The 21,720-nt window shown below is 68.7% G+C and carries 19 protein-coding genes and 1 pseudogene; 11 read left to right on the forward strand and 9 right to left on the reverse strand.

The genetic code is table 11. The features are described from left to right. Together E1181_RS31835 and E1181_RS24895 are read right to left on the reverse strand one after the other, a co-directional pair. Positions 1-227, reverse strand: a pseudogene (locus E1181_RS31835) (hypothetical protein); the annotation flags it as partial. Positions 228-274: 47 nt separating this feature from the next. Then, the gene (locus tag E1181_RS24895) at positions 275-661 is read right to left on the reverse strand and encodes a winged helix-turn-helix transcriptional regulator (RefSeq protein WP_132678356.1); all 387 of its coding nucleotides are present in this window, start codon (positions 659-661) and stop codon (positions 275-277) included. A 96-nt stretch (positions 662-757) separates the two neighbouring features. Between E1181_RS24895 and E1181_RS24900 the strand changes: the two genes are divergently transcribed. Then, on the forward strand, positions 758-1,615 hold the full coding sequence (locus E1181_RS24900; RefSeq protein ID WP_132678358.1) for an SDR family oxidoreductase: 858 nt from the start codon (positions 758-760) through the stop codon (positions 1,613-1,615). 42 nt (positions 1,616-1,657) lie between these two features. Here E1181_RS24900 and E1181_RS24905 read toward each other — a convergent pair whose 3' ends face one another. From E1181_RS24905 to E1181_RS24915, 3 genes are all read right to left on the reverse strand, one after another. Beyond that, positions 1,658-2,695, reverse strand: coding sequence for an iron-siderophore ABC transporter substrate-binding protein (locus E1181_RS24905; RefSeq protein WP_132678360.1), 1,038 nt, complete (start codon positions 2,693-2,695; stop codon positions 1,658-1,660). A 216-nt stretch (positions 2,696-2,911) separates the two neighbouring features. Continuing rightward, positions 2,912-3,250: a DUF6157 family protein gene (locus E1181_RS24910; RefSeq protein ID WP_268952505.1), complete on the reverse strand. Its 339-nt coding sequence runs from the start codon at positions 3,248-3,250 to the stop codon at positions 2,912-2,914. Between the two features lie 280 nt (positions 3,251-3,530). Then, the gene (locus tag E1181_RS24915) at positions 3,531-3,989 is read right to left on the reverse strand and encodes a DUF6194 family protein (RefSeq protein ID WP_132678400.1); all 459 of its coding nucleotides are present in this window, start codon (positions 3,987-3,989) and stop codon (positions 3,531-3,533) included. A 43-nt stretch (positions 3,990-4,032) separates the two neighbouring features. On the opposite strand from E1181_RS24915, the gene E1181_RS24920 reads away from it, so the two are divergent. Next, positions 4,033-4,755 carry a MerR family transcriptional regulator gene (locus tag E1181_RS24920; RefSeq protein ID WP_235877018.1) on the forward strand — a complete coding sequence of 241 codons (723 nt, stop codon included), beginning with the start codon at positions 4,033-4,035 and terminating at the stop codon, positions 4,753-4,755. A 9-nt stretch (positions 4,756-4,764) separates the two neighbouring features. On the opposite strand, the gene E1181_RS24925 is transcribed toward E1181_RS24920, so the two are convergent. Together E1181_RS24925 and E1181_RS24930 are read right to left on the reverse strand one after the other, a co-directional pair. Further along, positions 4,765-4,983, reverse strand: coding sequence for a hypothetical protein (locus E1181_RS24925; RefSeq protein ID WP_132678362.1), 219 nt, complete (start codon positions 4,981-4,983; stop codon positions 4,765-4,767). Between the two features lie 98 nt (positions 4,984-5,081). Beyond that, a complete protein-coding gene (locus tag E1181_RS24930; protein WP_132678364.1) occupies positions 5,082-5,636 on the reverse strand; it encodes a dihydrofolate reductase family protein in 555 nt (184 codons plus the stop codon). 189 nt (positions 5,637-5,825) lie between these two features. Here E1181_RS24930 and E1181_RS24935 point away from each other — a divergent pair, with 189 nt between their 5' ends. From E1181_RS24935 to E1181_RS24945, 3 genes are all read left to right on the forward strand, one after another. Beyond that, a complete protein-coding gene (locus tag E1181_RS24935; protein WP_132678365.1) occupies positions 5,826-6,983 on the forward strand; it encodes a beta-ketoacyl synthase N-terminal-like domain-containing protein in 1,158 nt (385 codons plus the stop codon). A 73-nt stretch (positions 6,984-7,056) separates the two neighbouring features. Beyond that, positions 7,057-7,344: a radical SAM family protein gene (locus E1181_RS24940; protein ID WP_235877019.1), complete on the forward strand. Its 288-nt coding sequence runs from the start codon at positions 7,057-7,059 to the stop codon at positions 7,342-7,344. A gap of 66 nt (positions 7,345-7,410) precedes the next feature. Continuing rightward, positions 7,411-8,442 carry an Rv2578c family radical SAM protein gene (locus tag E1181_RS24945; RefSeq protein WP_235877020.1) on the forward strand — a complete coding sequence of 344 codons (1,032 nt, stop codon included), beginning with the start codon at positions 7,411-7,413 and terminating at the stop codon, positions 8,440-8,442. 147 nt (positions 8,443-8,589) lie between these two features. Here E1181_RS24945 and E1181_RS24950 read toward each other — a convergent pair whose 3' ends face one another. Continuing rightward, the gene (locus E1181_RS24950; RefSeq protein ID WP_235877021.1) at positions 8,590-9,447 is read right to left on the reverse strand and encodes a helix-turn-helix domain-containing protein; all 858 of its coding nucleotides are present in this window, start codon (positions 9,445-9,447) and stop codon (positions 8,590-8,592) included. 698 nt (positions 9,448-10,145) lie between these two features. Beyond that, positions 10,146-11,111, reverse strand: a complete 966-nt coding sequence (locus E1181_RS24955; protein WP_132678405.1) for a PDR/VanB family oxidoreductase — start codon at positions 11,109-11,111, stop codon at positions 10,146-10,148. Positions 11,112-12,215: 1,104 nt separating this feature from the next. On the opposite strand from E1181_RS24955, the gene E1181_RS24960 reads away from it, so the two are divergent. The 6 genes from E1181_RS24960 to E1181_RS24985 all read left to right on the forward strand — a co-directional run bounded on the left by E1181_RS24960 (position 12,216) and on the right by E1181_RS24985 (position 21,691). Continuing rightward, positions 12,216-13,010, forward strand: a complete 795-nt coding sequence (locus E1181_RS24960) for a hypothetical protein (RefSeq protein WP_132678369.1) — start codon at positions 12,216-12,218, stop codon at positions 13,008-13,010. A gap of 696 nt (positions 13,011-13,706) precedes the next feature. Further along, positions 13,707-15,986: a YncE family protein gene (locus E1181_RS24965; RefSeq protein ID WP_132678371.1), complete on the forward strand. Its 2,280-nt coding sequence runs from the start codon at positions 13,707-13,709 to the stop codon at positions 15,984-15,986. A gap of 156 nt (positions 15,987-16,142) precedes the next feature. Continuing rightward, positions 16,143-17,021 carry a DUF1775 domain-containing protein gene (locus E1181_RS24970; RefSeq protein WP_165944743.1) on the forward strand — a complete coding sequence of 293 codons (879 nt, stop codon included), beginning with the start codon at positions 16,143-16,145 and terminating at the stop codon, positions 17,019-17,021. After that, positions 17,018-18,781 (forward strand): copper resistance protein CopC, encoded by a 1,764-nt coding sequence (locus E1181_RS24975; RefSeq protein ID WP_235877022.1) that lies wholly within the window; start codon positions 17,018-17,020, stop codon positions 18,779-18,781. Before E1181_RS24970 ends, E1181_RS24975 begins: the two co-directional genes overlap by 4 nt. A gap of 62 nt (positions 18,782-18,843) precedes the next feature. Beyond that, the gene (locus E1181_RS24980) at positions 18,844-20,649 is read left to right on the forward strand and encodes a PepSY-associated TM helix domain-containing protein (protein ID WP_235877027.1); all 1,806 of its coding nucleotides are present in this window, start codon (positions 18,844-18,846) and stop codon (positions 20,647-20,649) included. Further along, a complete protein-coding gene (locus tag E1181_RS24985) occupies positions 20,642-21,691 on the forward strand; it encodes a lytic transglycosylase domain-containing protein (protein WP_132678376.1) in 1,050 nt (349 codons plus the stop codon). Before E1181_RS24980 ends, E1181_RS24985 begins: the two co-directional genes overlap by 8 nt. Positions 21,692-21,720 lie beyond the last annotated feature (29 nt).

Raw genomic sequence — 21,720 nt, forward strand, 5'->3', positions numbered from 1 at the left:
GGGCGGGTGCGCTGCTGGTCCGGGCGCTGCGGCGGCGCCTGCCGAGGTGGCCGGCCGTCCTGGGGAGGCTGGGCGTCCCGAGGAGGTTGGGCGTCCCGGGACGGTGGGTTCTCCCTGGGCGGCTGGGGTGGCCGGCGGCCGGGCTGCTGCGGAGGCGGCTGCCACGCGGGTTGTCCCGGCTGTCGATGGCGAGGCCGACGTCCGGGAATCTCGGGTGGCTCGGTCACCCGGCAATTATGCGGGTCCGTCCTGCGGCTCCCGGGACCCCGTCGGCTCACGTCCGGTTGTCGTAGGCCTCCCGCGCGGCCAGCACGCCGGTCACGTGCGCCTCCGACCACCGGGCGAGTCCGGACACCAGCCGCGCCGCCTGCTCACCCACTTCGGTCAGCGAGTAGTCCACTCGCGGGGGGATCACCGGGTGGGCCTCGCGGTGCACGAAACCGTCGCGTTCGAGGGTCTGCAGCGTCTGGGCCAGCATCTTCTCGCTGACCCCGCCGATGATCCGGCGCAGTTCGCTGAACCGTCGGCCGTCCTCCAACAGGGCGGCGAGGACGAGCACGCCCCAGCGGCTCGTGATGTGCTCGAGAACGCTGCGCGAGGGACAGGTGGCCGCATTCACGTTCGGCTGTTCGGTGAAGGTGACCTCGTTGCTTACCGGCATGCCACTACCTTACCCGAAAGTGGGTACTAACCAGAAGTTAGTTCCGTCGATACAGTGAGTCCGAAGCGCATTCACGCATTGCTGGAGGACATGGACATGAGCATCGTCGTCACCGGAGCCACTGGACAGCTCGGCTCGCTCGTCGTGGAGGGGCTGCTGCGCGCGGTTCCCGCCGACCAGGTCGCCGCGGTGGTCCGCGACGCGGCCAAGGCGGCGCCGCTGGCCGCGCGCGGCGTCGAGCTGCGCATCGCCGACTACGACACGCCCGACACCTTCAGCGAGGCGTTCAACGACGGCGACGTCGTCCTGCTGATCTCCAGCCCCGACGCCGGCAGGCGGCTCCCGCAGCACCGCGCGGTGATCGACGCGGCGAAGGAAGCGGGCGTGGCCAGGATCGTCTACACGGGCGTGCTCGGCGGCCCGAACGCGGACTTCGCGCTCGCCGACGACCACAAGGGCACCGAGCAGGCCATCCTCGACTCGGGCCTGACCTGGACGTTCCTGCGCAACGGCTGGTACAGCGAGAACTACACGGCCCAGATCCCGACCCAGCTGGAGCACGGCGTCGTCGGCAGCGCCGGTGACGGCAAGATCGGCTCGGCGACCCGCGAGGACTACGCGGACGCGGCGGTCGCGGTCCTGACCGAGTCGGGGCACGAGAACCGCAGCTACGAGCTCAGCGGCGACCGCGCCTTCACGCTCGCGGAGTACGCCGCGGAGCTCGCCCGCCAGTCGGGCCAGGACGTCACCTACACCGACGTCCCGCCCGAAACCCTCAAGGGCATCCTCACCGGCGCCGGTGTCCCCGACGCCTTCGCCGACATCCTCGTCGACGTGGACGTCTCGGCCATCGCCAAGGGCCTCCTCCAGGGCGGCAGCGGCGACCTCGCCCGCCTCATCGGCCGCCCCACGACCCCGATCTCCCAGTCGATCTCGGATGCGTTGACGAGGTGAACCCGAGCGTCGCCCGCCCGGCGGACCGGGCGGGCGACGCGCTCAGCGTTCGAGCTTGTCCGCCAGCATCGGCACCACGTGATCGAGGGTGTGCGGGATGCTCAGCACCGTGTTGTGCGCGAGCGCGATCCCGGTCTCGTTGAAGGGAACCGTGATCACGTCGCCCCGCTCGCTCACCTCCAGCGACTGGAACAGCGGGTCGGCCCGGAGTCGTTCGGCGCCACCGCCCTGGTCGATGACCACGAGCACGTCGGACTCCAGCTCACCGGTCCGCTCGGCGCTGACGTCGAGGTGGAACTTCTCGCCGTCGTCGAGGTGCTGAAGAGCGGCCGGGAGCTTGATGCCCAGCCCGGTCAGGAACTGGCCCCGAGCGTCGTTGCGCGCGTAGGGCCAGTAGCCGCCCTTCGGGTTGAGCAGCACGACCGCTCCGGTGGCCTGCGCGAACCTGGGATGCTGCGCGGCGGCCTGATCGATCCGGGCCTGAGTGCCGGCGATGAGGGCTTCGGCTTCCCGCTTCTCGCCCACGGCCGTGCCGATCATCCTGGTGGCGTCCTGCCAGGGCGTGGCGAAGTCGGCGAACCCCGCGGGCCGCACGATCGTGGGCGCCAGCGCGGACAGCTGCTCGTACAGCGAGGCGTCGACCTGGGAGTTGACCGCCACGATCAGGTCCGGCTGCAGCTCGGCGACCTTCTCGACGTCGACCGGGCCCTGGGTCGGGAACAGGTACGGCTGAGCGCCGCCCAGCCTGTCCTTCGCCCACGAGCCGGGACCGGGCATCCCGGTCCACGGCCGCATCGCCACGGGAACGATGCCGAGTGCGAGCAGCGGGTCGACGTCGGTGTAGCCCAGCGCGATCACGCGCTGCGGGCGTTTCGGGATCTCGGTCCTGCCGTGGGCGTGTTCGACGCTCACCGGGAAGGCGCCGTCCGAATTCGGTGGTGCGCCAGTGGATTCCCCACCCGTGCCGGCGTGGTAACCGCCGCACGCGGAGACGACCAGGAGCATCGAGAGCGCACCCACGAGCGTGGTCAGGCGACGTCTGCCGCGCCTCGCTCGCGACGCCGAACGGGACCAGTCCATCGACGGACCTCATTTCTGGATTGCTTAGCCTGGCCTAAGTAAACGGGAGGCAAAGTCATTTCCAAGGCCGATTCTCGTCGGGTCGACGAGATGTGATCGACGGCTCTGAGAATGAGGTGATCAGTCGGTGGATCGCGCCCCGTTCAAGGAGGAAGCGGAATGCTGATCGCCGAATAGCGTTCTGCTGATGATGAATTCAGCGCGGGTGACGCGCGGTCAGCCCCGGCTGGATCGCATGGCGCGCACGTGCTGGAGCGCGGGGTCGGCGGCGAGTTCGCGGTACCGGTCGGATCCCGCGGGGACCAGCGCGATGCGTCCGTTGGCGTCATGGTGCACGCCCCAGCCGTACCGCTTGGTCAGCGGCGAGGCACGCAGGCAGGGTTGTCCCTTGGCGAAGAACTCGTCCCGGCCCAGACCCCGCCGTCGTCCGTTGGACTCGTAGACCACGTCGTCCGAGGTGTACCGGTAGGGATCGGCGATGAGCATGTCGAACTGGATGCGGGCCACCGAGGAGTTGTCCGCAGCGGGGGTTCTTCCGCCTGCGTCACCGGGCAGTCCGCAGCCACCTCGATGAACGTGTTCGCGGAGTTGGTCGTGTGAACCGACATGGGAGGACGGTACGGCGGCCCACCGACAACGGCGTGCGGAGCGGGGGCGGGTCGACGAGGACCCGAACGCGTCGCTATGCCGAGGTGATCACGGCAAACCCTGCGCCGCCGGGTCGTCCGGACCGGCCTGAAGTCCACATCGGACTAGCGGAAACGCGAGCACAGGCCTGCTCAGCGCGAGCTGCGCTGGTGGATTCCGGGGTGCCGAGCCGGTTTCTCGTTCCTCGTCATCGGAGTGTTCTCCGCTCCGCGCGGCTTCGGGCGTCGTCGTGGGCTTGGCGGAGGAGGTCGATCGCCAGCTCGTGCGTGGCGGGGCCGGGGTTGATGATCGACACCCATCCGAGCGCCCGGTAGGCGGGGTGGCCGAAGACGACGTCGACGGCGGTGAGGTCCCGCGGTGCCGGAGCGGATCGAGGATCCTCCCCGGTCAGCTCGATGAACCGCTCCCTCCCCACGCGCACGTTCAGCCGCCGGCGTCCGGGTGCGTCGAGGTCGCACCGGTCGTCGCCGGGGTAGTTCTTCGTGACGACGGTGGCGTAGGGCTGTTCGCGCTGCGGGACCTCGCCGTCGGGCGCGTAGTAGAAGAAGTGGTCGTTCCAGGCGATCTCGGGGAACTCACCGCCCTCGACCGGCGCGAGTTCGAGAACGCCGTCGAAGCTCCGGACCGCCTCCAGGATGTGCTCCATACTCACGGTTCAAGCATGTGGTTGAAGTGCTTGTGGAGGGTTCGTGGTCGAGCAGGGGGCCCTGATGAACACCGCCGCGGTCGCCGAGGCGTCCGGCTATTCGGTCCAGCAGGTCCGCGACCTGGAACGACGAGGTGTGATCCCGCCCGCTGGAAGGGCGGACAACGGGTATCGGCGGTTCTCCGAAGCGCACGTCCGCGCTCTCCGGGCGTACCGGGACCTCGCAGTCGCCGTGGGGCCCGTGGAGGCCCGGCGGGCGATGCGCGACATCCGCCGCTGCTCGCCGGAGGAAGGCGCGGCGCTCATCGGCTCCTTCCACACCGGGCTCCACGGCGAGCGTGAGCGGGCGCTGGCGGCCCGCCGAGGGCTGGAGGCCATCCAGGCGGAGGCCGAGACCGAAGCGGAGCCCGTCGCGGCGGACGTCATGACCATCAGCGAGCTCTCGCAGGCGCTGGGCGTCAGATCGTCGGCCCTGCGCTTCTGGGAGGGCGAAGGCCTGGTCGAGCCCGACCGGATCACGACCCGAGCGGGCACGGCGCGTCGCTACGGCCTCGCCGCCATCCGGGAAGCGCGGATCGCCGCCGCGCTCCGCGCCGGTGGTTACCGAGTTCCGGACGTGCGCAACGCGATCACGGCGATCCGCGAGATGCACGACGTGAGCCACTCGCTCGCAGCGCTCGACGCCCGGCTGGAGGCCATCGCGCAACGCGCGCTGGCTCTGCTGCGGGCGGGAGCGCTGCTGGCGGAGATCATCGAGTCGCGGTGACCCGCGCGGTCATTCCTCGCCGGTGACGGCGATGGTGATCTCGAAGTCGGTCGGGTTGGTCTGCGCGGTTCCGTCGTCGAAGGTGATCGTCGCGGTTCCGTCCGAGGCCGGGGCGACCTCGGTGACCGCTCGCGTCTCGTTCGCCGGGCGGTCGCCGATCCAGAGATCGCCGACCTTGAGCTGTCCCCACGTGATCTTCCGCCGCGGGGTGGTGTTGCTCGCTCGCAAGCGTCTCCCTCTCTTCGCTGTCGGGCGTTCGTCCCCACATCATCATGCATGCGCGAAAGCCGTTGGCGAGCAACCCGTTGTCCCCGGTGTGCGGTGGGTCAGGCCGTGTCCCGGACGTAGCGCTCGTAGACCACGGCCTCGTTGAAGGTCCGGGTCTCGACGAGGTTCAGGCGGGTGCTCTCGGCGACCGGCGGGAGGTAGGGGGTGCCGCCGCCGACGATGATCGGGTGCCGGAAGAGGCGCAGGTCGTCGACGAGGCCCAGCTCGATGGCCTCGGCCGCCAGGGTGGCGCCGCCGACCCCGACGTCCTGGTCGGTCGAGTCGGCGATCGCTCGGGCCTCCTCGCGCAGCAATCCCCCGGCCAGGCGGGCGCTGCCGTCAACGCTGTTGAGCGTGCGGCTGAAGACGACCTTCGGCAGGGTCGACCAGACGTCGGCGAAAGCGGCGCCGAGCTCGTCGGAGCGCAACGACGGATCCGTCTCCCACACCAGCATGGTCTCGTAAAGCTTGCGACCGCACAGAAACCCGCCGAGCTCGCGGGTCCGCGCGAGGTGGAACCGGAACAGCTCCTCGGTCGGGGCCGTCCACGCGAACTCGCCCCGCCGGTCGGTGATGAAACCGTCGACCGACACGCCCATCGAGTAGACCAGCACGTCGAGAAGCGTAGCCCCGGTTCCGCCCATCGGCGGGCCGAATGATGCGGACGAGGGCATCCCAGAACCCGGTTTCCGGCGAGATCTCAGTTACCACCGCGTAGCGCACCACCCCACCACGACGATCTGCACCCACGACGGGAAAAGCACCCTGATCAGCGATGATCATGACGTTCGAAGGTGATGGAGATGGAACCGCACTTGGGCATTCGTGGTCTGGGAATCGTGACCGGGTACGGCTGGGGCGTGAAGCCGTTCTGGGACGGGCTGCACGGCGGCAAGCACGCGGCCACCCTGGCCGAGGGCTACGGGGAGGACCGCGACCGGACGGCGTGGATCGCCGCGATCCCGCCCGGCGGCGACGAGTCCGACGGACCGAGCACGTTCGGCCGCTCGATGCGCGGCGCGGCCCGCGAAGCGGTCGCCGACGCGCGCGCACGCGGGTGGCGCGAAGGGCGGCGAGTAGGCCTGCTGCACGCGGTCGTGCTCGGAGAGGTGGAGCTGTGGCGCGACTTCTACCTCCGGCACGGGGGCAACCTCGCCTCGCGCGACTACCTGCGGCTGATGCCGTCGACGCCGATGTCGTTGCTGATGCAGGAGTTCGGCTTCCACGGGCCGGCGATGAACGTCTCGGCGATGTGCTCGTCGGGCAACGCGGGACTGCTCACCGCCAAGGCGTGGATCGACGCGGGGATCGTCGACGACGTCGTCTTCGTCGCCACGGACGTGTCGGCCACCCCGGAGAACGTGCTGCACTTCGAACGCCTCGGGGTCGCCTTCAGCGACGCCGAACCGCCCGAGGTGTGCCGACCGTTCCAGGAGGGCAGCCGGGGTTTCGCGATGGGCGAGGCGTCGGTGGCCATGATCCTGTCGCGCGAGAGCGGCGGCACGTCCTACGCGCACGTGCTCGGCGGAGCGATGTCGCACGACGCGCACCACGTCACCTCGATCGACCCGAGCCTGACCGACATCACCAGCTGCTTCGAGGAGGCCATCGAGAACGCGGGCGTGGAGCCGTCGAGCCTGCGCTACCTCAACGCCCACGGCCCGGGCACGGCCCAGTGCGATCGGGCGGAGGCGACGGTCTTCGACTCGCTGTTCCCGTCAGAAGCCGAGCTGTACTCGGTCAAACCGCTGGTCGGCCACTGCCAGGGCGCGGCCTCGGCGGTGGAGATCGCCGCCACCGCGCTCGGCTACGACCGGGGCACCATCCCGGCCGCGCCCGCGGTGTCCTCCGGCCACCCGCGCCTGCTCAACGGCCCGACACCCGTCCAAGGCGGGATCACGGTCAAGTCCTCCCTCGGCATGGGAGGCCACAACTCCGTCGTCCTGCTCTCCGGGGCGTGACCTCGGCCGCTCGATCGTGTGAGGTCGCTGGAAGCGACTCGACAGATCTTCGAATCTGTGTTCGAATCGAGTCATGCGTTGGGAAGAGCAGCGGGTTGATGCAGGTCGGGCGGGGGAGTTGCCGCTCGGTCTGCCTGATCCCGTCGTGCGCGGGAGCGGCCGAGCCGGGCTGGCGTTGCCCGAACCGGTGCCGATCGAGGCCGGGGCCGAGGGCGCCTACGCCATCGAGATCCAGGCGAAGTCGATCCTCAACCGCGTTCCGGGAGAGTCGCAGGTGCCGTTCCGCTGGACGGTGAACCCGTACCGGGGCTGCACCCACGCCTGTCAATACTGGCGCCAACTACCGAGGAATGAGGCTTGAGTCATGCGGTGGGAACGTCAGCGGGTGACGCCTCCGAAGGAAGCCACGGGCTCTCCGGAGCTGCCCTTGGACTTGCCCGAACGTGCCGCCGGCTCGTCGGCACAGCGTCCGCGTGCGGGGCTGCGGTTGCCCGAGCCGGTGCCGATCGAGGCGGGCACCGATGAAGCGTACGCGATCGAGATCCAGGCGAAGTCGATCATCAACCGGGTGCCGGGGGAGTCTCGGATGCCGTTCGGTTGGACGGTCAATCCTTACAGGGGCTGTACTCATTCATGCATTTATTGCTATGCGCGCGCGACGCACGGGTATCTCGATCTGGATACCGGGCATGATTTCGATAGCAAGATCGTGGTGAAGGTGAACGCACCGGCGTTGCTGCGCAAGGAGTTGGCGAGTTCGCGGTGGGCGGGTGAGCCGATCGCGATGGGGACCAACACCGATCCGTATCAGCGCGCGGAGGGGCGTTACCGGTTGATGCCGGAGATCATCGCCGCGTTGCGGGATCGGGCGAACCCGTTCTCGATCTTGACCAAGGGCACGCTGATCCTGCGCGACCTGGAGCTCATCGCCCAGGCCGCCGAGGTGGCGCCGGTGTCGGTGGCGGTCTCGGTGGGATCTGTCGATGAGGCGTTGTGGCGGGCCGTGGAGCCGGGAACGCCCTCGCCGCTGCGTCGGCTGGATGTGGTGCGCCGGTTTTCCGAGGCGGGCATCGGGTGTTCGGTCATGATGGCGCCGATCCTGCCCGGGCTCAGCGATTCACCGGAGCAGATCGACGCGACGGTGGCTGCGATTGCCGAGGCGGGCGCGGTGAGTGTGTCGCCGATCGTGCTGCACCTGCGCTCTGGCGCACGCGAGTGGTTCCACCGGTGGCTGAGCACTCGGCGGTCGGACCTGCTGCCGCTCTATGAACGCCTGTACCGCAACGGCGCCTACACACCGAAGTCCTACCAGAGACAGGTCGTTGATCTGGTGGAGCAGGCGAAGCGTCGGCATGGCCTGGCGCCACCGCAACGGCAGCGGAATTTCCGGATCCAGCAGCATGATCCACCGCAGTCTGACGCGGACCGGGACCGGGAACGCCAGCTCACGCTGCTCTAGCGGAGCGGATGCTCTGTGGGCACGAAACACCCGCCGACGTGATGCCTGTCCCGGCGCAGAGACTTACGACAGAAACACTTCTAAAATGTCCTTCTCACTTGGGCTGTCGTTGAGGCGATGCTTTCCCCGGACCTTGGCGAGGTGTCATCAGCCCGTGCTCGGGTGCAGGGCGATTCGGTGTTCGTGCGGCGCCGACCACTCCTTCAGGATCGCGCTATGTTCGGTCGGCCAGTGGCAGACGATCGCGTTGAGCGGGGCGTTGAGCTGGTGCCCCAGCCGGATCATGAACCGGCCAGCCTGATGTGCGTCGAACGGCCCGAGCTGTGCGTGGAACAGCACGACGCCCCGGTGCGAGATGGCTTGCAGAACGTTGACGTCGCCGAAGTGATTGCGAAAGCCGTTCATGAGATTGCGCTTGTGTGCGCTGTGACCGGGAGGTGGTGTGTGCGGCCTGATCCAGATGATCCACGCGACCTTGCCTTCTGGGATCCACCACTGGGGCTCAGCGTTCGTCGCTCGCCACTGGGGCAACACCGTGGCTATGCGTGTGCGCATCATGTCCTTGAGGAGCGCTTCGTCGATCAGACCCCAGCGCGCGAGGTACTGACCGACAGTCGCGGGACTGAGAAGCACTTGGAACTCGCGGTGGACGAGGTCGGAAACCGCCTGTCTGCTCCACAGCTGAGCTCGGAGGCCGTGTGAATCCGGCGTGCCCCGGGTGATGGCGCGGATCGTCCACTCCTGCTGCCGCGTCGACAACGCGAGCTGCTCGCCTGGACGTCGTCCCCGCGTTCTCGCTCTGAACGAGTCCTCGCCGCTGCGCCGGAAGGCGCGCACCCACGCGCCGACGGTCTTGCGGGACACGCCGAGCAGGCGCGCGACGTCGGATTGCGATGCCCCCGACTCGACCGCGGCGACGGCGCGACGACGTATCTCCTCCAGCGCTTCGGGGGAGAGTTTGCGAGCGTCCCGTGTCATCATCTTCAGGCCTTCAGCATTGGTCATTCGATACATCCCAGCTACTCGTCGTTCGGGGACTCGCCGACGATGGCCCTTGGCGAGATAACGTCGTTTCTGGCGCTCTTGTGTGAGCACTGTGGACGATGACTAGGGTTGGCTGCGGGTCGCGGACCGCTTCCCGGTCGCTGCGCACTGGCGAAAACCCGGTGCCGGTGAAATTACCCGATCGGTTGCTCTCGGCTGAACGGCTACGCTGTAAATTGTCCGTCAGCTCCGAGTCAAATGCGGTGGCTGATCGATGTGATGCGCTGTCACCTGAATCAGAGAAAAGTGTCTCCCGTCAGCATCCCGCATTATGCGCGTTGCTGCGGAAAAAGCACAGGCCTGAGGCCAGTGACGTCGTCGGGCAAGGTGGAGTCGGGTGGCACACATTTGCCATCACCTGATGTTCGGAGACTCCGGGCGGTCGGCGTTGCGCCAGAGGTGGCGGTATGTGCCCGAGCTGCGGAAACGAGGTCCTAGAGAATCCGTTCGCCGATGTGGCGATGCGGTTAACAGGATCCGGCGGACACGCTGTCCGCGGGCGTGTCCACCGGATCCCGTGAAAGCCCGGTCCGCACTCCAGGCCTTTTCCACGGTACTGATTCATCGTCCGGTTTCCTGTGCGTGAGCTGTGAAGATGCCCGAAAAACGCTGAGCCCCCACGCCAGACGGGCGGCGTGGGGGCTCAGCAGGTGATCCGGCTACAGGTCGAGCACGAGTCGTTCCCCGCACGTGCGCGAAACGCAGATCATCATCGTCTGGTTCGCTGCGCGTTCGGTTTCGGTGAGCAGCGAGTCGCGATGGTCCGGGATGCCCTCGAGCACGGGAGTTTCGCAGGTGCCGCAGATGCCCTCCTGGCATGACGACAGCACCGGCACACCCGCGTTCTCGGCGACCTCGAGAATTGAGCGGTCTTCGGGCACGTTGAGCGTGAGTCGCGAACGCGCGAGCTCGACCTCGAAACCACTGGTCGGCGCATCGACCTTCTTGGCTGTGAACCGCTCGAGGTGCAGCGTGGCGCGGGTTCGCGACGAGAAGCGGTTCTCCACGTCCGCGAGCAGAGACTCCGGGCCACAGCAGTAGACCGCGGTTCTGCGGCACATTCCCCGGAGCAGGGCGTCGAGGTCGAGACGGCCGGTCTCGTCCTGCGGGCTCAGGCTGACCCTCGATCCGTAGCGGGCGACGAGCTCATCGGCGAATGCCATCGTGTCGCGGGACCTTCCGCCGTAGGCGAGTCGCCAGTCGGTCCCCGCCCGGTCGACGGCGTCGATCATCGGCAAGATCGGCGTGATACCGATGCCGCCGGCCAGGAACAGGTACTTCTTGGCCCTCACCAGCGGGAAGTGGTTGCGGGGGCCGCGAATCCGCAGCAGGTCGCCCTCGGCGAGTTCGCGGTGGACGTAGTCGGACCCGCCTCGGCCGTCCGGTTCACGCAGCACCGCGACCTGCAGCATCGAGCGGTCGGCGGGGTCACCGCACAGCGAGTACTGGCGCACCAGGTCGTCGCGCAGCACGAGCTCGATGTGGGCGCCGGGTTCCCATTCCGGCACGATGCCGCCATCGGGATGGCGCAAGGTCAGCCGCACGACACCGGCGGCGAGGACGTCTTTGCGGTCGAGCTGGACCTTGAGCTCCACCTCGGTTCTGGACAGGGCGCCCGTCGTCATCAATGCCTCCTCAGTGAGATACCGCGTTCCGCGCACGACCTGTGGGTGGTGCGGAATGATTCGCGGTTTCCCGGATTCGAATGCCGCCACGGTTGGCGCGCGGATCGGCGTCGATGACGCCGCGCGAATGAGTGGTGTCGGAATGGCCGGCCAGGTCATCGTGACACGGAGACAACGTTCTGACCAGCAGCGTTCGGCGTCTCGTGGCCTTCCTTTGCGCTTCGCGTTCACCTGTCCGAAATACGCGCGTGCCAGGTGTTCCCGCAGTTCAGCGGCCTCGCGGGCGAGTGACGGCGTGCGAGGTCGTTCCTGAGTGAAAGCGGGTGTGCGGCGAAAATGGTTCCACGCTTCGCGATGGGTGAATTGACGGGCGTTTCCGCAAAAGGCGTCGTTGTCGTGCCTTCCGGTCCGATGTGGATGATCGTTTCGGTTGTCACAATTCTGCGTGGCGTTCGGGTCCGGAATGTCGATGGGGCGGCCGGTTTCACCTGCCCGGAAATCACATTGCCAACATGAATTCATGCGACGATGACGGGTGTGAAACGCCGGGGACACACGTCGCGCGACGTGTTCCAGCGTTCACCAAGTGGCGGCGAGGACCGATCCGCGGCGTGCGGCGATCTGGCCCGCGCCGGGAGCCGAAGCGCTCATCCATAACGGGACGATGTGACGACCGGTCGCGCGTGGCGTTGCGATCGGGTGAGAAACCGCGCCGTGCAGCGAGACGGAGTGTTTTCACGACGGGTTTCGCCGCCACCGCCGGGCCTGGCGCGCGAGAAATAGGTTCCACCCGGCGAGCCGGGGTCAGCGGCGGGGAGCGCCGGGTTGTGAACTATTTGCCGGAGACCGCGTTCGCCGTGGTCCGTCCGGAACCTCGTCCACAATCGCCGATTTGTCGAGAAAATTGCTGGTCAGGGGGACGTCTCGGGTGAGGAAACGAGCGCGAAACACGCGTCGATGATCGCTGTCGTTGTGATCTGGGCACCGCCCGGGGGACGTGCCACCATTGCTCGTCCGCGCTGAGCTCCCAGGCTCGCACCGGCGCATGTGGATTTGCTGAGAACAGGCGAAGAAAGCGCCTTGAGCAGGAGGGGAGGGGAAGGCATGGGACTCCGCCGTCGACTGATGTCCGGCGCGCTCGTGCTCGTGGCCTTCTCCGCCACGCCCGCGGCCGAGGCGGCTGAACCCGCTGTCGTCCTCCCGACCTGCGCGGCGGTCGTCGAGGGTGCCGCTGGTACCGAGGTCATGGTGCTCCCGCAGGCGTTGGTCGAGCCGGTCGCGGCGGCGGTGCAGGGAGTCGTCGGCCTGCCCGGGGTGGCCGAGGCGTTTCGGGCGGAGTGGATCGCTGCGCCGCCGATCTTGATGGGGAGGATCGGCGAGGGGTACCTGTCAGGGGGACGCATCGCGGACGCCGCGATCGCGCGTCTGGCAGAAATCCCCGCCGCACGAACGGTCTTGGGCGTCTTAACCCCGGTGGTGCACGCGACGTTGAGCCCGGTGTGCGGAATCGTGACGCACGTGGAACTCCCCGACTTGCCACGTCTCCCGCACGGCCCCCCGCCCATGCCGCCCCAACCGGCGGAACCGCCTCCGCCTCCGGCTGCGCCGGCCTCGCAGACCCCGAAACCTCTGGCTGCCGATGAGATGGGGGCCGGCACCGTGCCACGTGCTGAGCAACCCGCGCCGCAGGAGTGGCCGTGGGCGGCGGGACGTCGCGTCGTCGGGGATCTGGAGCCCGGATCCGGAGAGCCGGAGATGTCGGCCGCGCGCACCGAGCTGGCTGCGAGTCGTGCGGACTCCGTTGCGGACGAGAGGCCGCTGTGGCTCTTTTTCGCTGTCGCGGTGCTGTTAGCCATCGCGGTCGGGAGCTGGACGCGTTACCGGGGTGGACGAGGGTAGGGAAAACAAATCGCGAGGTCGCCTGAATTGGGGTTCAGGCGACCTCGAATCGTGTTTTCCGCGCTCTCTCGATCTCTTCGCGTCATTTCCTCGAGGCTCGCGCGAGCGCGCCCGATCAATGGGTTCACCTCAGGACGTGATCATGGTGACGTGGTCTCGCCGGATCCTTGATCTCCGGTGTGCACAACTGTGACCAGCTGGTATGCGCCGATTCTGCGCGTGGGAACTATTTCCCTGAAGCTGGATTCAATTTCTTTCACGTGTCACGTGATGCATTGTCTTCTCTTCTGATCACCGAAGTTCTGGTTTTCCGGTGAGGGTCGTTTTACATTCGATTTACGGGTTGATCGTTCCGCTGGGATCGGCGGCGTGCTTAACTTTTTTTCGTTCGATTGATGTCGAGCATGACCCGCCGATCCGGAAACGAATTGACGATACCCGTGTGGCGCAGGGCTGCCCGGGTTTCCGAACCGAGGATTCGGAGAGGTGCGGTCGTTCCTCCGGAAGAAGTGTCGGACCGCCGGGGTGTCGGGACCGAACGAGCTCCGTCCCGGCACCGCCGAACCGGCGATCTTCGCATCGCACGGATCAGAGAGGGATCACATGTCCGCAGAATCTCCTCCGGGAGCCCGAAAATGGCGTGGCCGCCTGAAAGCGGCCGCAGCGGTGGTGGTCGCCACCGCCAGCGCCGGAACGATGGCCGCGGTGCCGGCGGCTGCTCAGCAGCCGGTCGGCGCAGGTCCGCTGCCGGTGACCTTCCACATCAAGGATGACAACGGGAAGTGGTTCGACTCCGGCCTGAACCTCTTCGGCGGTCAGTCGCTGGCCGTCGCCGAGCTGCCTCGGGTGGGCACGTCGGCCGCCGACGGTTCGATCATCCCCAGCGTGCCTGATGGTGCGCTGCCGGGCCTGCCGGGCCTGGCCGGGTTGGTCTCGCCGCAGAAAGCCACGTCGCTGACCAACATGGATCAGGCTGAGGGGCTGACCGGCCTCGTGAAGGGTGCCGGCCAGCAGATCCCGGCATTGGGGCAGACGGGTCAGAACTTGGCCCAGATGCTCAACCTGGACAGCACCCTGAAGACGGTCAAGGAGATCGGGGTCTCGAACCCGCAGGCCCTGCCGTCTGCTCTGAAGGCCGAGCGGTTGCTGGGCTCCTTCACCCAGCAGGTGGCCGGGCTGCCGGTCGACGCGCCGATCAACCTGAACCAGTTGCCGGTCGGGGTGGATCTGCAGGGCGCGCTCAACGAGTTGCAGAAGTTCGCGGTCAAGGGCCCGCCCGTGACGGTGAAGTTCGTGGTGGACCCGAAGGAGTCGGAGGGTCTGCGCAACCCCATGGGCCTGATCGCCCCTGAGGGCGCGCAGGGCTTTCCGTTCATGGACGCCAAGGGAGCGTTCTTCGGTGAGAAGCAGATCCAGCTGACCGAGCCGGGCCTGTACGCGTTCGCCGACATGGTGTCGCCGTACATGCTGGGTGCGGTCGTGGTGGACGACCCGTTGACGATCGGACTGGACTTCGGCAAGCGCTCTCAGATCAACTCGCGCGAGCTCAACGTGCCGTCCCACTCCGACATCGTCAACCGGTTGGTGAACGCGTTCTTCAACATCACCAACCCGAACAACTGGCAGAAGTTCGACCCGAAGAACCCGGTCAGCTGGAACCCGACCCAGGCGCCTGCCCCAATCCTGCAGTACGACGAGGCGGGCAACCCGATCCTGATCCCGATCTTGGACGCTTACTTCGACTCGAAGTTCAAGTACCCCAAGACGCTCAACCCGGGTGACAAGGCTCCGCCCGTTCCCGGTGTCGGCGAGGTCTGGCTCGACACCGAGATGGAGGAATTCGGGGAGAAGGACAAGGTCGGCTCCGCCACGCGGATCAACGCCGAGAACTGGAACATCGAGCGCAAGATCGGCGCTCCCGGCATCAACATGAACAACCCGCACAACATGTGGACCGACAAGGACTACAAGTTCCTCTACCAGTCCGAGTGGTTCGACGATGAGATCAACGCCTTCGACCGGGAGACCGGCAAGCACATCGTCAACACCCAGGTCGGCCACAACCCGGCGCACATCATGACCAAGCCGGGTACCGACCAGCTGATCGTCGGCCTCAACGCGGGCAACGAGATCGTCGAGGTCGCTCCGGGCGGTGGCCCTGTCACCAAGCGCATCAACGTCAGTCCCTCCGGGGAGATCCGCCACCCGCACGCGCACTGGTTGTCCTACGACGGCAAGACCGCGATCACGCCCAACGTCATGACCGACAACGCCTCGATCATCGATCTCGACTCCGGGGCGGTCAAGACGGAGAAGACCGGGCAGTTCCCGATCGCGACCAGCATGACGTCCGACGCGAGCAAGGCCTACACGGCGGACTTCACCGGTCAGTCGATCACGTGCGTCTCCCTGAAGGAGAACGCGTGCGCCGACAACGGGAAGCTGGTGCACAGCAAGACGATCGACCTGTGGGAGAACTACAGCCCGATCGCCGGACCGGCTGAGGGCAAGCCCTTCGGCGGTCTGTCGATCCAGTTGCCGGTGAGCCCGGACGACAAGGCCCTCGTGGCGGCGAACGTGCTCTCGCAGACGGTTTCGGTGGTGGACCCGAAGACGGACAAGGTCGTCAAGGACCTGCCGTGTTCGGCGGGCTGCCACGGCATCAACTTCGGTGCCAAGAAGGGCGGCGGCTACTACGCCTACGTGTCCAACAAGTTCGCCAACGTCATGCAGATCATCGACGTCGATCCGAACATGGACGGCAACATCGCAGATGCGGCCGTCGTGGGCACCAAGACGCTCGACGCCACCCCCGACACCAAGGTCGACGGCACCATCACCGGCGCGTCCGGCATGGGCGGTCAGGGTGTCCTCCCGATTCCGCTGGTCTACAACGGCTGGGCCCAGCAGAACACGGGCAAGTGGGCCGAGATGCTGACTCCGCAGCAGCGCGACCCGATCGGCACCGGCAAGTGATCCGGGCCGAGTGAGCCCCCGGGGCCGGGTTCCCGCCCGGCCCCGGGCGGTCGCTCCAAGACGCCTCCTGGCTGTGAACGCCCTCCTTCCAACGCTTTCCGGGAGACAGTCATGCCGTGCTGTCCGAAAACCGCCCTGTACCTGGTGGTGGCAGGTGTGATCGCCGTCGATGTCGCGGTGCTGGCGCCGACGCAGGCATCGGCCAGCGTGTCGCTGGTGCCCGACGCGATCGCAGAAGGCGGCACCCGCAGCATCGCGGTCCGGGTGGTCAACGAGGACGCCGACGCCGTCACCACCCGGTTCGAGCTGCATTTCCCGCGCGACCCGGCACTGCTGGTCGACGTGACGCCGGTCCCCGGCTGGACGGTGACCCGGCGGGACCGCCGAGCGGACCGGCCGGTGCGCGTCGATGACCGGGAAACCTCGGTCGTCACCGACATCATCACCTACAGCGGCGGGAGGGTGCGGCCGGGCAGCCACCAGGACTTTCCGCTCACGATGGCTCCGCTGCCGGGGAACACCTCGCTGGTGTTCGCCGCGACGCAGACGTTCTCGGACGGACGGGTCCTGCGGTGGTCCGCAGCGGCCACCGGTGCCCCGACGATCACGATCGGCGACCCGACACCGCAAGCGCCGGAATTGACGGCACCGGCCGTCCCGGAAATCGGTGCTGGGCCGATGCCCCCGTCCGCTGACCGGGCAGAGGCCGCCTCGGTTCCACCTCCGGCGCAGGCATCACCGGCACCGGACCCGCAGGCGATCGCATCGGCATCCCCTCCCACCGAACGCGTTCTGGCCGGAGACCCCGCTGTCCCGCAGACCGACACGTCGTCGCGCTGGAAGCTCCTCGGGCTCGCGACCGCCCTCTCGGTAGCGCTGCTCGCGGCGGTCGGGTCCCTGGCGCTGCGGGCCAGGCGGCGAGAGCGCGGCGATCCCGACGACCTCTTCGCCGTGTTCGACGACGAAACCGCACCAGCACACGAGCACGACGGCGGCGCCGACAGCGCCACCGTCTCGGAGGTGACCTCGCGATGACAGCGATGCTGACCCGACAACGACCTGATCGACGGGACGTCCCGCGCCCACCGATGTTGCGGCGCGTCCTGGCCGCCGTGCTGTTCGTCGCGGTGTGCTGGGGGGCGTTGCTGGCCACGATGCCCGCGCCGCAGGGCAATCCGGTGCTGCGCTCGACCTCGCCGGGCAACTCGGAGAACGTGAAATCACCGGACGAGGTGCTGCTGAGATTCGACAGGCCCGTGCCTGCCGGGCTGGCGACGGTACGCATCATCAGCCCGCCCGGTGACCAGGTCGTGTTCACCCGCCCCTACAACCCGGCCGGACATGACGACACGGTGGCGGTCGCGATGCCGCCGGTCCGCTACGGCGGGACTTACACGGTCGCGTGGGCCTTGCCGTCCGACCGGCTCGAACAGGTCGCGGGCGCGTTCACCTTCGACGTCGAGATGCCGTCGACTCCGGTGGGTGTTCCCGAGATCGCGGCGGAACACGATCCGTGGGTGACCGGTGCGCACGTCGCGGCACGCGTCGCCGCACTGGGAGCCATGTCGCTGCTGATCGGCGCGGCGGTGTTCGTCGCCGCTCTCCAGCCCGGCGCCGCGAGGTCGAGATCGGTGCGCAGGGTGCTGATCTGGTCCGGCATCGGCACTGCGCTGGCCACGATGGGCACGCTGGTGACTTTTGGCCCGTACGCGGCGTGGGTCCCGCTCGGCGACTCCTTCGACCCCGCCCTCTTCTGGGCCGCTGTGGAATCTCCGACCGGGCACGGGATGCTGGGCAGGCTGGCGCTGCTGGTGCCGGTGCTGGCCGGCGTGGTGCGGCTGCTGGAGGCCTCTCCAGCGGAGACGCGGCGCGCACGGTTGACGCGCGGGGTCGCCGCGCTCGGTGGCGGAGCGGCGCTGGCTGCGACGTGGCCACTGGCCCGCACCCGCCCGATCGGCACCCCGACGCCGCTCGAGGCCGCCGTCGACACCGCGACGCTCACCGCGGCGGCAGTCGGGATCACGAGCGTGCTGCTGCTCGGCCGCGTGGTGCCCAGCAGCCACCGAGAACCGGAATCCGTCGTGCCGCGACGACTCATCCCGGTGCTGGCGGGCTGTTCCGCAGTGCTCGTGGGCACCGGCGGATATCGCGTGTGGCAGGCAGTGCGAGATGGCGAACCGGCCTGGCTCGCGATCGGCTTGGTGGCGCTCGCCGTGTTGCTGGTGGTCGTCAGCGTCGTGCTCCGAGTCCGGTTGCGACGGCAGCGCGCTCTCGCCGTCGAATCCGTGGAACGGGGATCGGCCGAAATCCGGACGCTGCGCACCATGGCCGGCGTCGGGATCGGCGTCGCAGCGGTCCTCGTCGGCGCGACCTCGGCGCTCGTGCTCGCGCAAGCACCGGACACCGCCCACGCGCGGAACGACAGCCCCACGCCCGCCTCGATCCGGCAGCAGCCCGGCCCGTTCCGGTTGGCCTACGACACCGGCAAACCCGGTGGCCAGGGCTCGATCGACCTGGCGCTGATCCCCGCCGAGGAGAACGGCCGGATCCGGCTCGACACCCACATCACCGTCCTCGACGAGGCCGGTCGCCCGACCGACGCGGTCCGCGTCGCCGGCCTGCTCGCCAGGGAGAAGGGCGCCTCGGCTCCGCTCGCGCTGCGCTCCGGCGGCGGCCCCGGGCACGCGGTCGGCGCGGCGTCGCTGCCTGAACCGGGCAAGTGGGCAGTCGTGCTCAACGTGCGCACCCCCGACGGCGGCGCACAGACGGTCGCCCAGCCGCTCGACGTGCACTGAGACCAGGCCGGGCGCCCCAACCCGACGGGCGCCGGCCTCCCTGGAAGGAGCCTGCCGTGTCCATGGCGGAAACCGATCGCCCTCCCACTCTGGCGAAGCGCAGCCCGACGGCCAATCCGATGACCGGGCTGCGCCTGGTGGCCCGCCGGGTGCACTTCCTGGCGGGAATCGTGGTCGCGCCGTTCGTGCTGGTGCTGTGCGTGACGGGGCTGATCTACGTCTTCAGCCCGCAGATCCACGACAACCTCTACCACCAGCAGCTGTACGCGAACGCGCCGATCAGCACCCCGCGACCGGTGTCCGAGCAGGTCCAGGCGGCGCTCACCGCGCACCCGGAGGGCACCGTCCGCGAGGTGATCACCCCACCGGAGCCTGGCCGAACGACGCGCGTGGTGCTGTCGGTGCCGGATCTGACCGGGCCGGAGGAGGGGCGGACCGTGTTCGTGGACCCGTACACGAACTTCATCAACGGCGAGCTCACGACCGTCGGGCACCGGTTGCCCGCGAACGTGTGGCTGCGGGAACTGCACAGCAACCTGCGGCTCGGCGAACCGGGCAGAGTCTACTCGGAACTGGCCGCGAGCTGGCTTCCGGTGATCACGATCGGCGGGCTGGTCGTGTGGCTCGCGCAACCGCGCAGGCGCAACCGGCCGAGTTGGCGGGAACTCCTGCTCCCGGTCGGCGCGCGGGGAGTGCGGGAACCGTGGTGGCGCCTGCGGGCGTGGCACGGTCCGCTCGGCGTGTGGCTCACCCTCGGTGTGCTCGCGCTGTCGGTGTCCGGGCTGGTGATGTCCGAGCACGCGGGTGGGCGCGCCGACCAGCGCACCGATCCGGTGTCGATGGGCGCCCCGAGCGTCGCGGCACTGCCCGCGACCGGCTCGCCTCCCGGACCGCCGCTACCCGGTGCGCTCCCGGTACCGCCGCCTCCGCCGCTGGAGGTTCCCGCTGCACCCCCGGCCGCGGCCCCACCCCAGACCACGGAACCGGATCCGTCGGGCGGGACGTGGGAGCCGAGTGTGCCAGGGGAGGGGGCGAGCGCGCCGGAGACGCCGCCCAGCGATCCCGGAACGCCGCCCCATGAGCGGCCGGCACCGCCGGAACCGGAACCGAGCCCGGTCCCGCCGCCGCAACCAGCGCCGGAACCGACACCGCCGTCAGAGCCGCTGCTTCCGCTGATTCCCGGACTGCCGTTGCCCGACCTGTCCGACCTCCTGCCGGGAGTTCTGCCCGAGATTCCGGGATTGCCGCTGGCAGCGAGCCCGGAGCCCGCACGGACGACGCAGAGCGCGGCGACCGGACCTGACGCTCAGGCCGTTGCCGCGGACATCGGAGTGGACCGCGCCGTCGAGATCGCCGCGGCCCAGGGACTGCGGGGCGAGCTGATCGTGCGACCACCGCACGCCCGTGGCGGCTACGCGGTCGTCGAGCGCTCGCCGGGACTGCCGCTGCAGCGGGACAGCCTCGTGATCGAGGCCGCCACCGGCCGGGTGGTCGAGAAGACCGGCTGGGAGGACTACTCGTTCGGCGCCAAGTTCTCGGCGGTCGCCGTCGAGTTCCACACCGGAACGCTGTTCGGTCTCGCCAACCAGATCGTGCTCGCGGTGCTGGCCGTTGGGCTATTCGCCCTGGTGGCACTCGGCTACCGGATGTGGTGGGTGCACAACCCGTATCGCGGACGTCGGGCCTCACTGCCGCCGCCGGTGTGGAGACAGCTCTCCCGGCCCTGGCTGGTCCTCGTTCTGCTCGCGGTGGTCGTGCTGACGTGGGCGCTACCGGTCTTGGGGGCGAGCCTCGTGCTGTTCGTGCTGGCCGACGGGGCGATCAACACCCTCCGGCGGCGACGCGCGACCGTCGTGGGAGGTGAGTGACGTGCCCACCGGGTTCCTGCTCGATCGCGCAGAGCACCGCACGCGGGCCCGCACCGCCACGGCGTTGTTGGCGGGGCTGTTCGCGCTGGCCGCGGTGGACGGGATGGTGCCGGGGACGGAAACGGCTTCCCGACCCGGCGCAGGCACGGCACCACCGGTGCGTGCGGCCGTGGACGGGGGAACGCCGCTGTTCCTCGATCCACCACCGCCTCTGCCGGCCGTACCGCCCTCGCCCGCACCGGTTCGGGAAGGAGCGTTGGGGATCCCGGCGACCGTGCTGAGCGCGTACGAACGTGCCGCCGCCGTCCAAGCTGTTACCGACTCGAGCTGCGGGCTCACGTGGCCGGTGCTGGCCGGGATCGGACGGGTCGAGTCGCACCACGCGCGACACGGAGACGTGACGCTCGACGGCACGATGCGCACGCCCATCTACGGGCCTCCGCTCAACGGGACCAGCGGCAACGCCGCCATCCGCAACGGCAGTGGGTGGGACCGCGCGGCGGGCCCGATGCAGTTCATCGCATCGACCTGGGCGGGTTGGGGCGTCGACGGATCGGCTGATGGGCGGGCGGACGTGCAGAACGTCTTCGACGCGACGCTGTCGGCAGGGCGGTACCTGTGCGCGAACGGCACCGACATGTCCACGATGGACGGACTGCGTGGAGCTCTGCTGCGCTACAACCATTCGAACACCTACGTGGACATCGTGATCGGATGGATCCGGAGGTACGAAACCGGTGTTCATCCGGTGCGGGACGGCGCCGGAGTAGACCTGGTGGCGGAGTCCGCCGGATTCGACAGCAGCCCAGGTCGCGGAGCCGAGCCCGCTTCGCCGGCCCCTGCCCCCGAGCCCGTCCCACCCGAAGCAGCCCCACCGACCGCGCCACCTCCTGAACCACCGGCCGAGTGCGGCCCAGCTCTGGAGAAGGCGCCTGTGCTGTGCCCGGTGGGGACGGTGATCGGCGACATCACCGACGGGGTGGGCGCTCTCGTGCCCACCCGGCCCACCGCGCCGTCCCTGGAGATGCCGAGACCGCGGTGATGAACGCTCAGTCCAATGTGGTGTGTCGA

This window comes from Saccharopolyspora terrae (assembly GCF_004348435.1).
GTDB lineage: Bacteria > Actinomycetota > Actinomycetes > Mycobacteriales > Pseudonocardiaceae > Saccharopolyspora > Saccharopolyspora endophytica.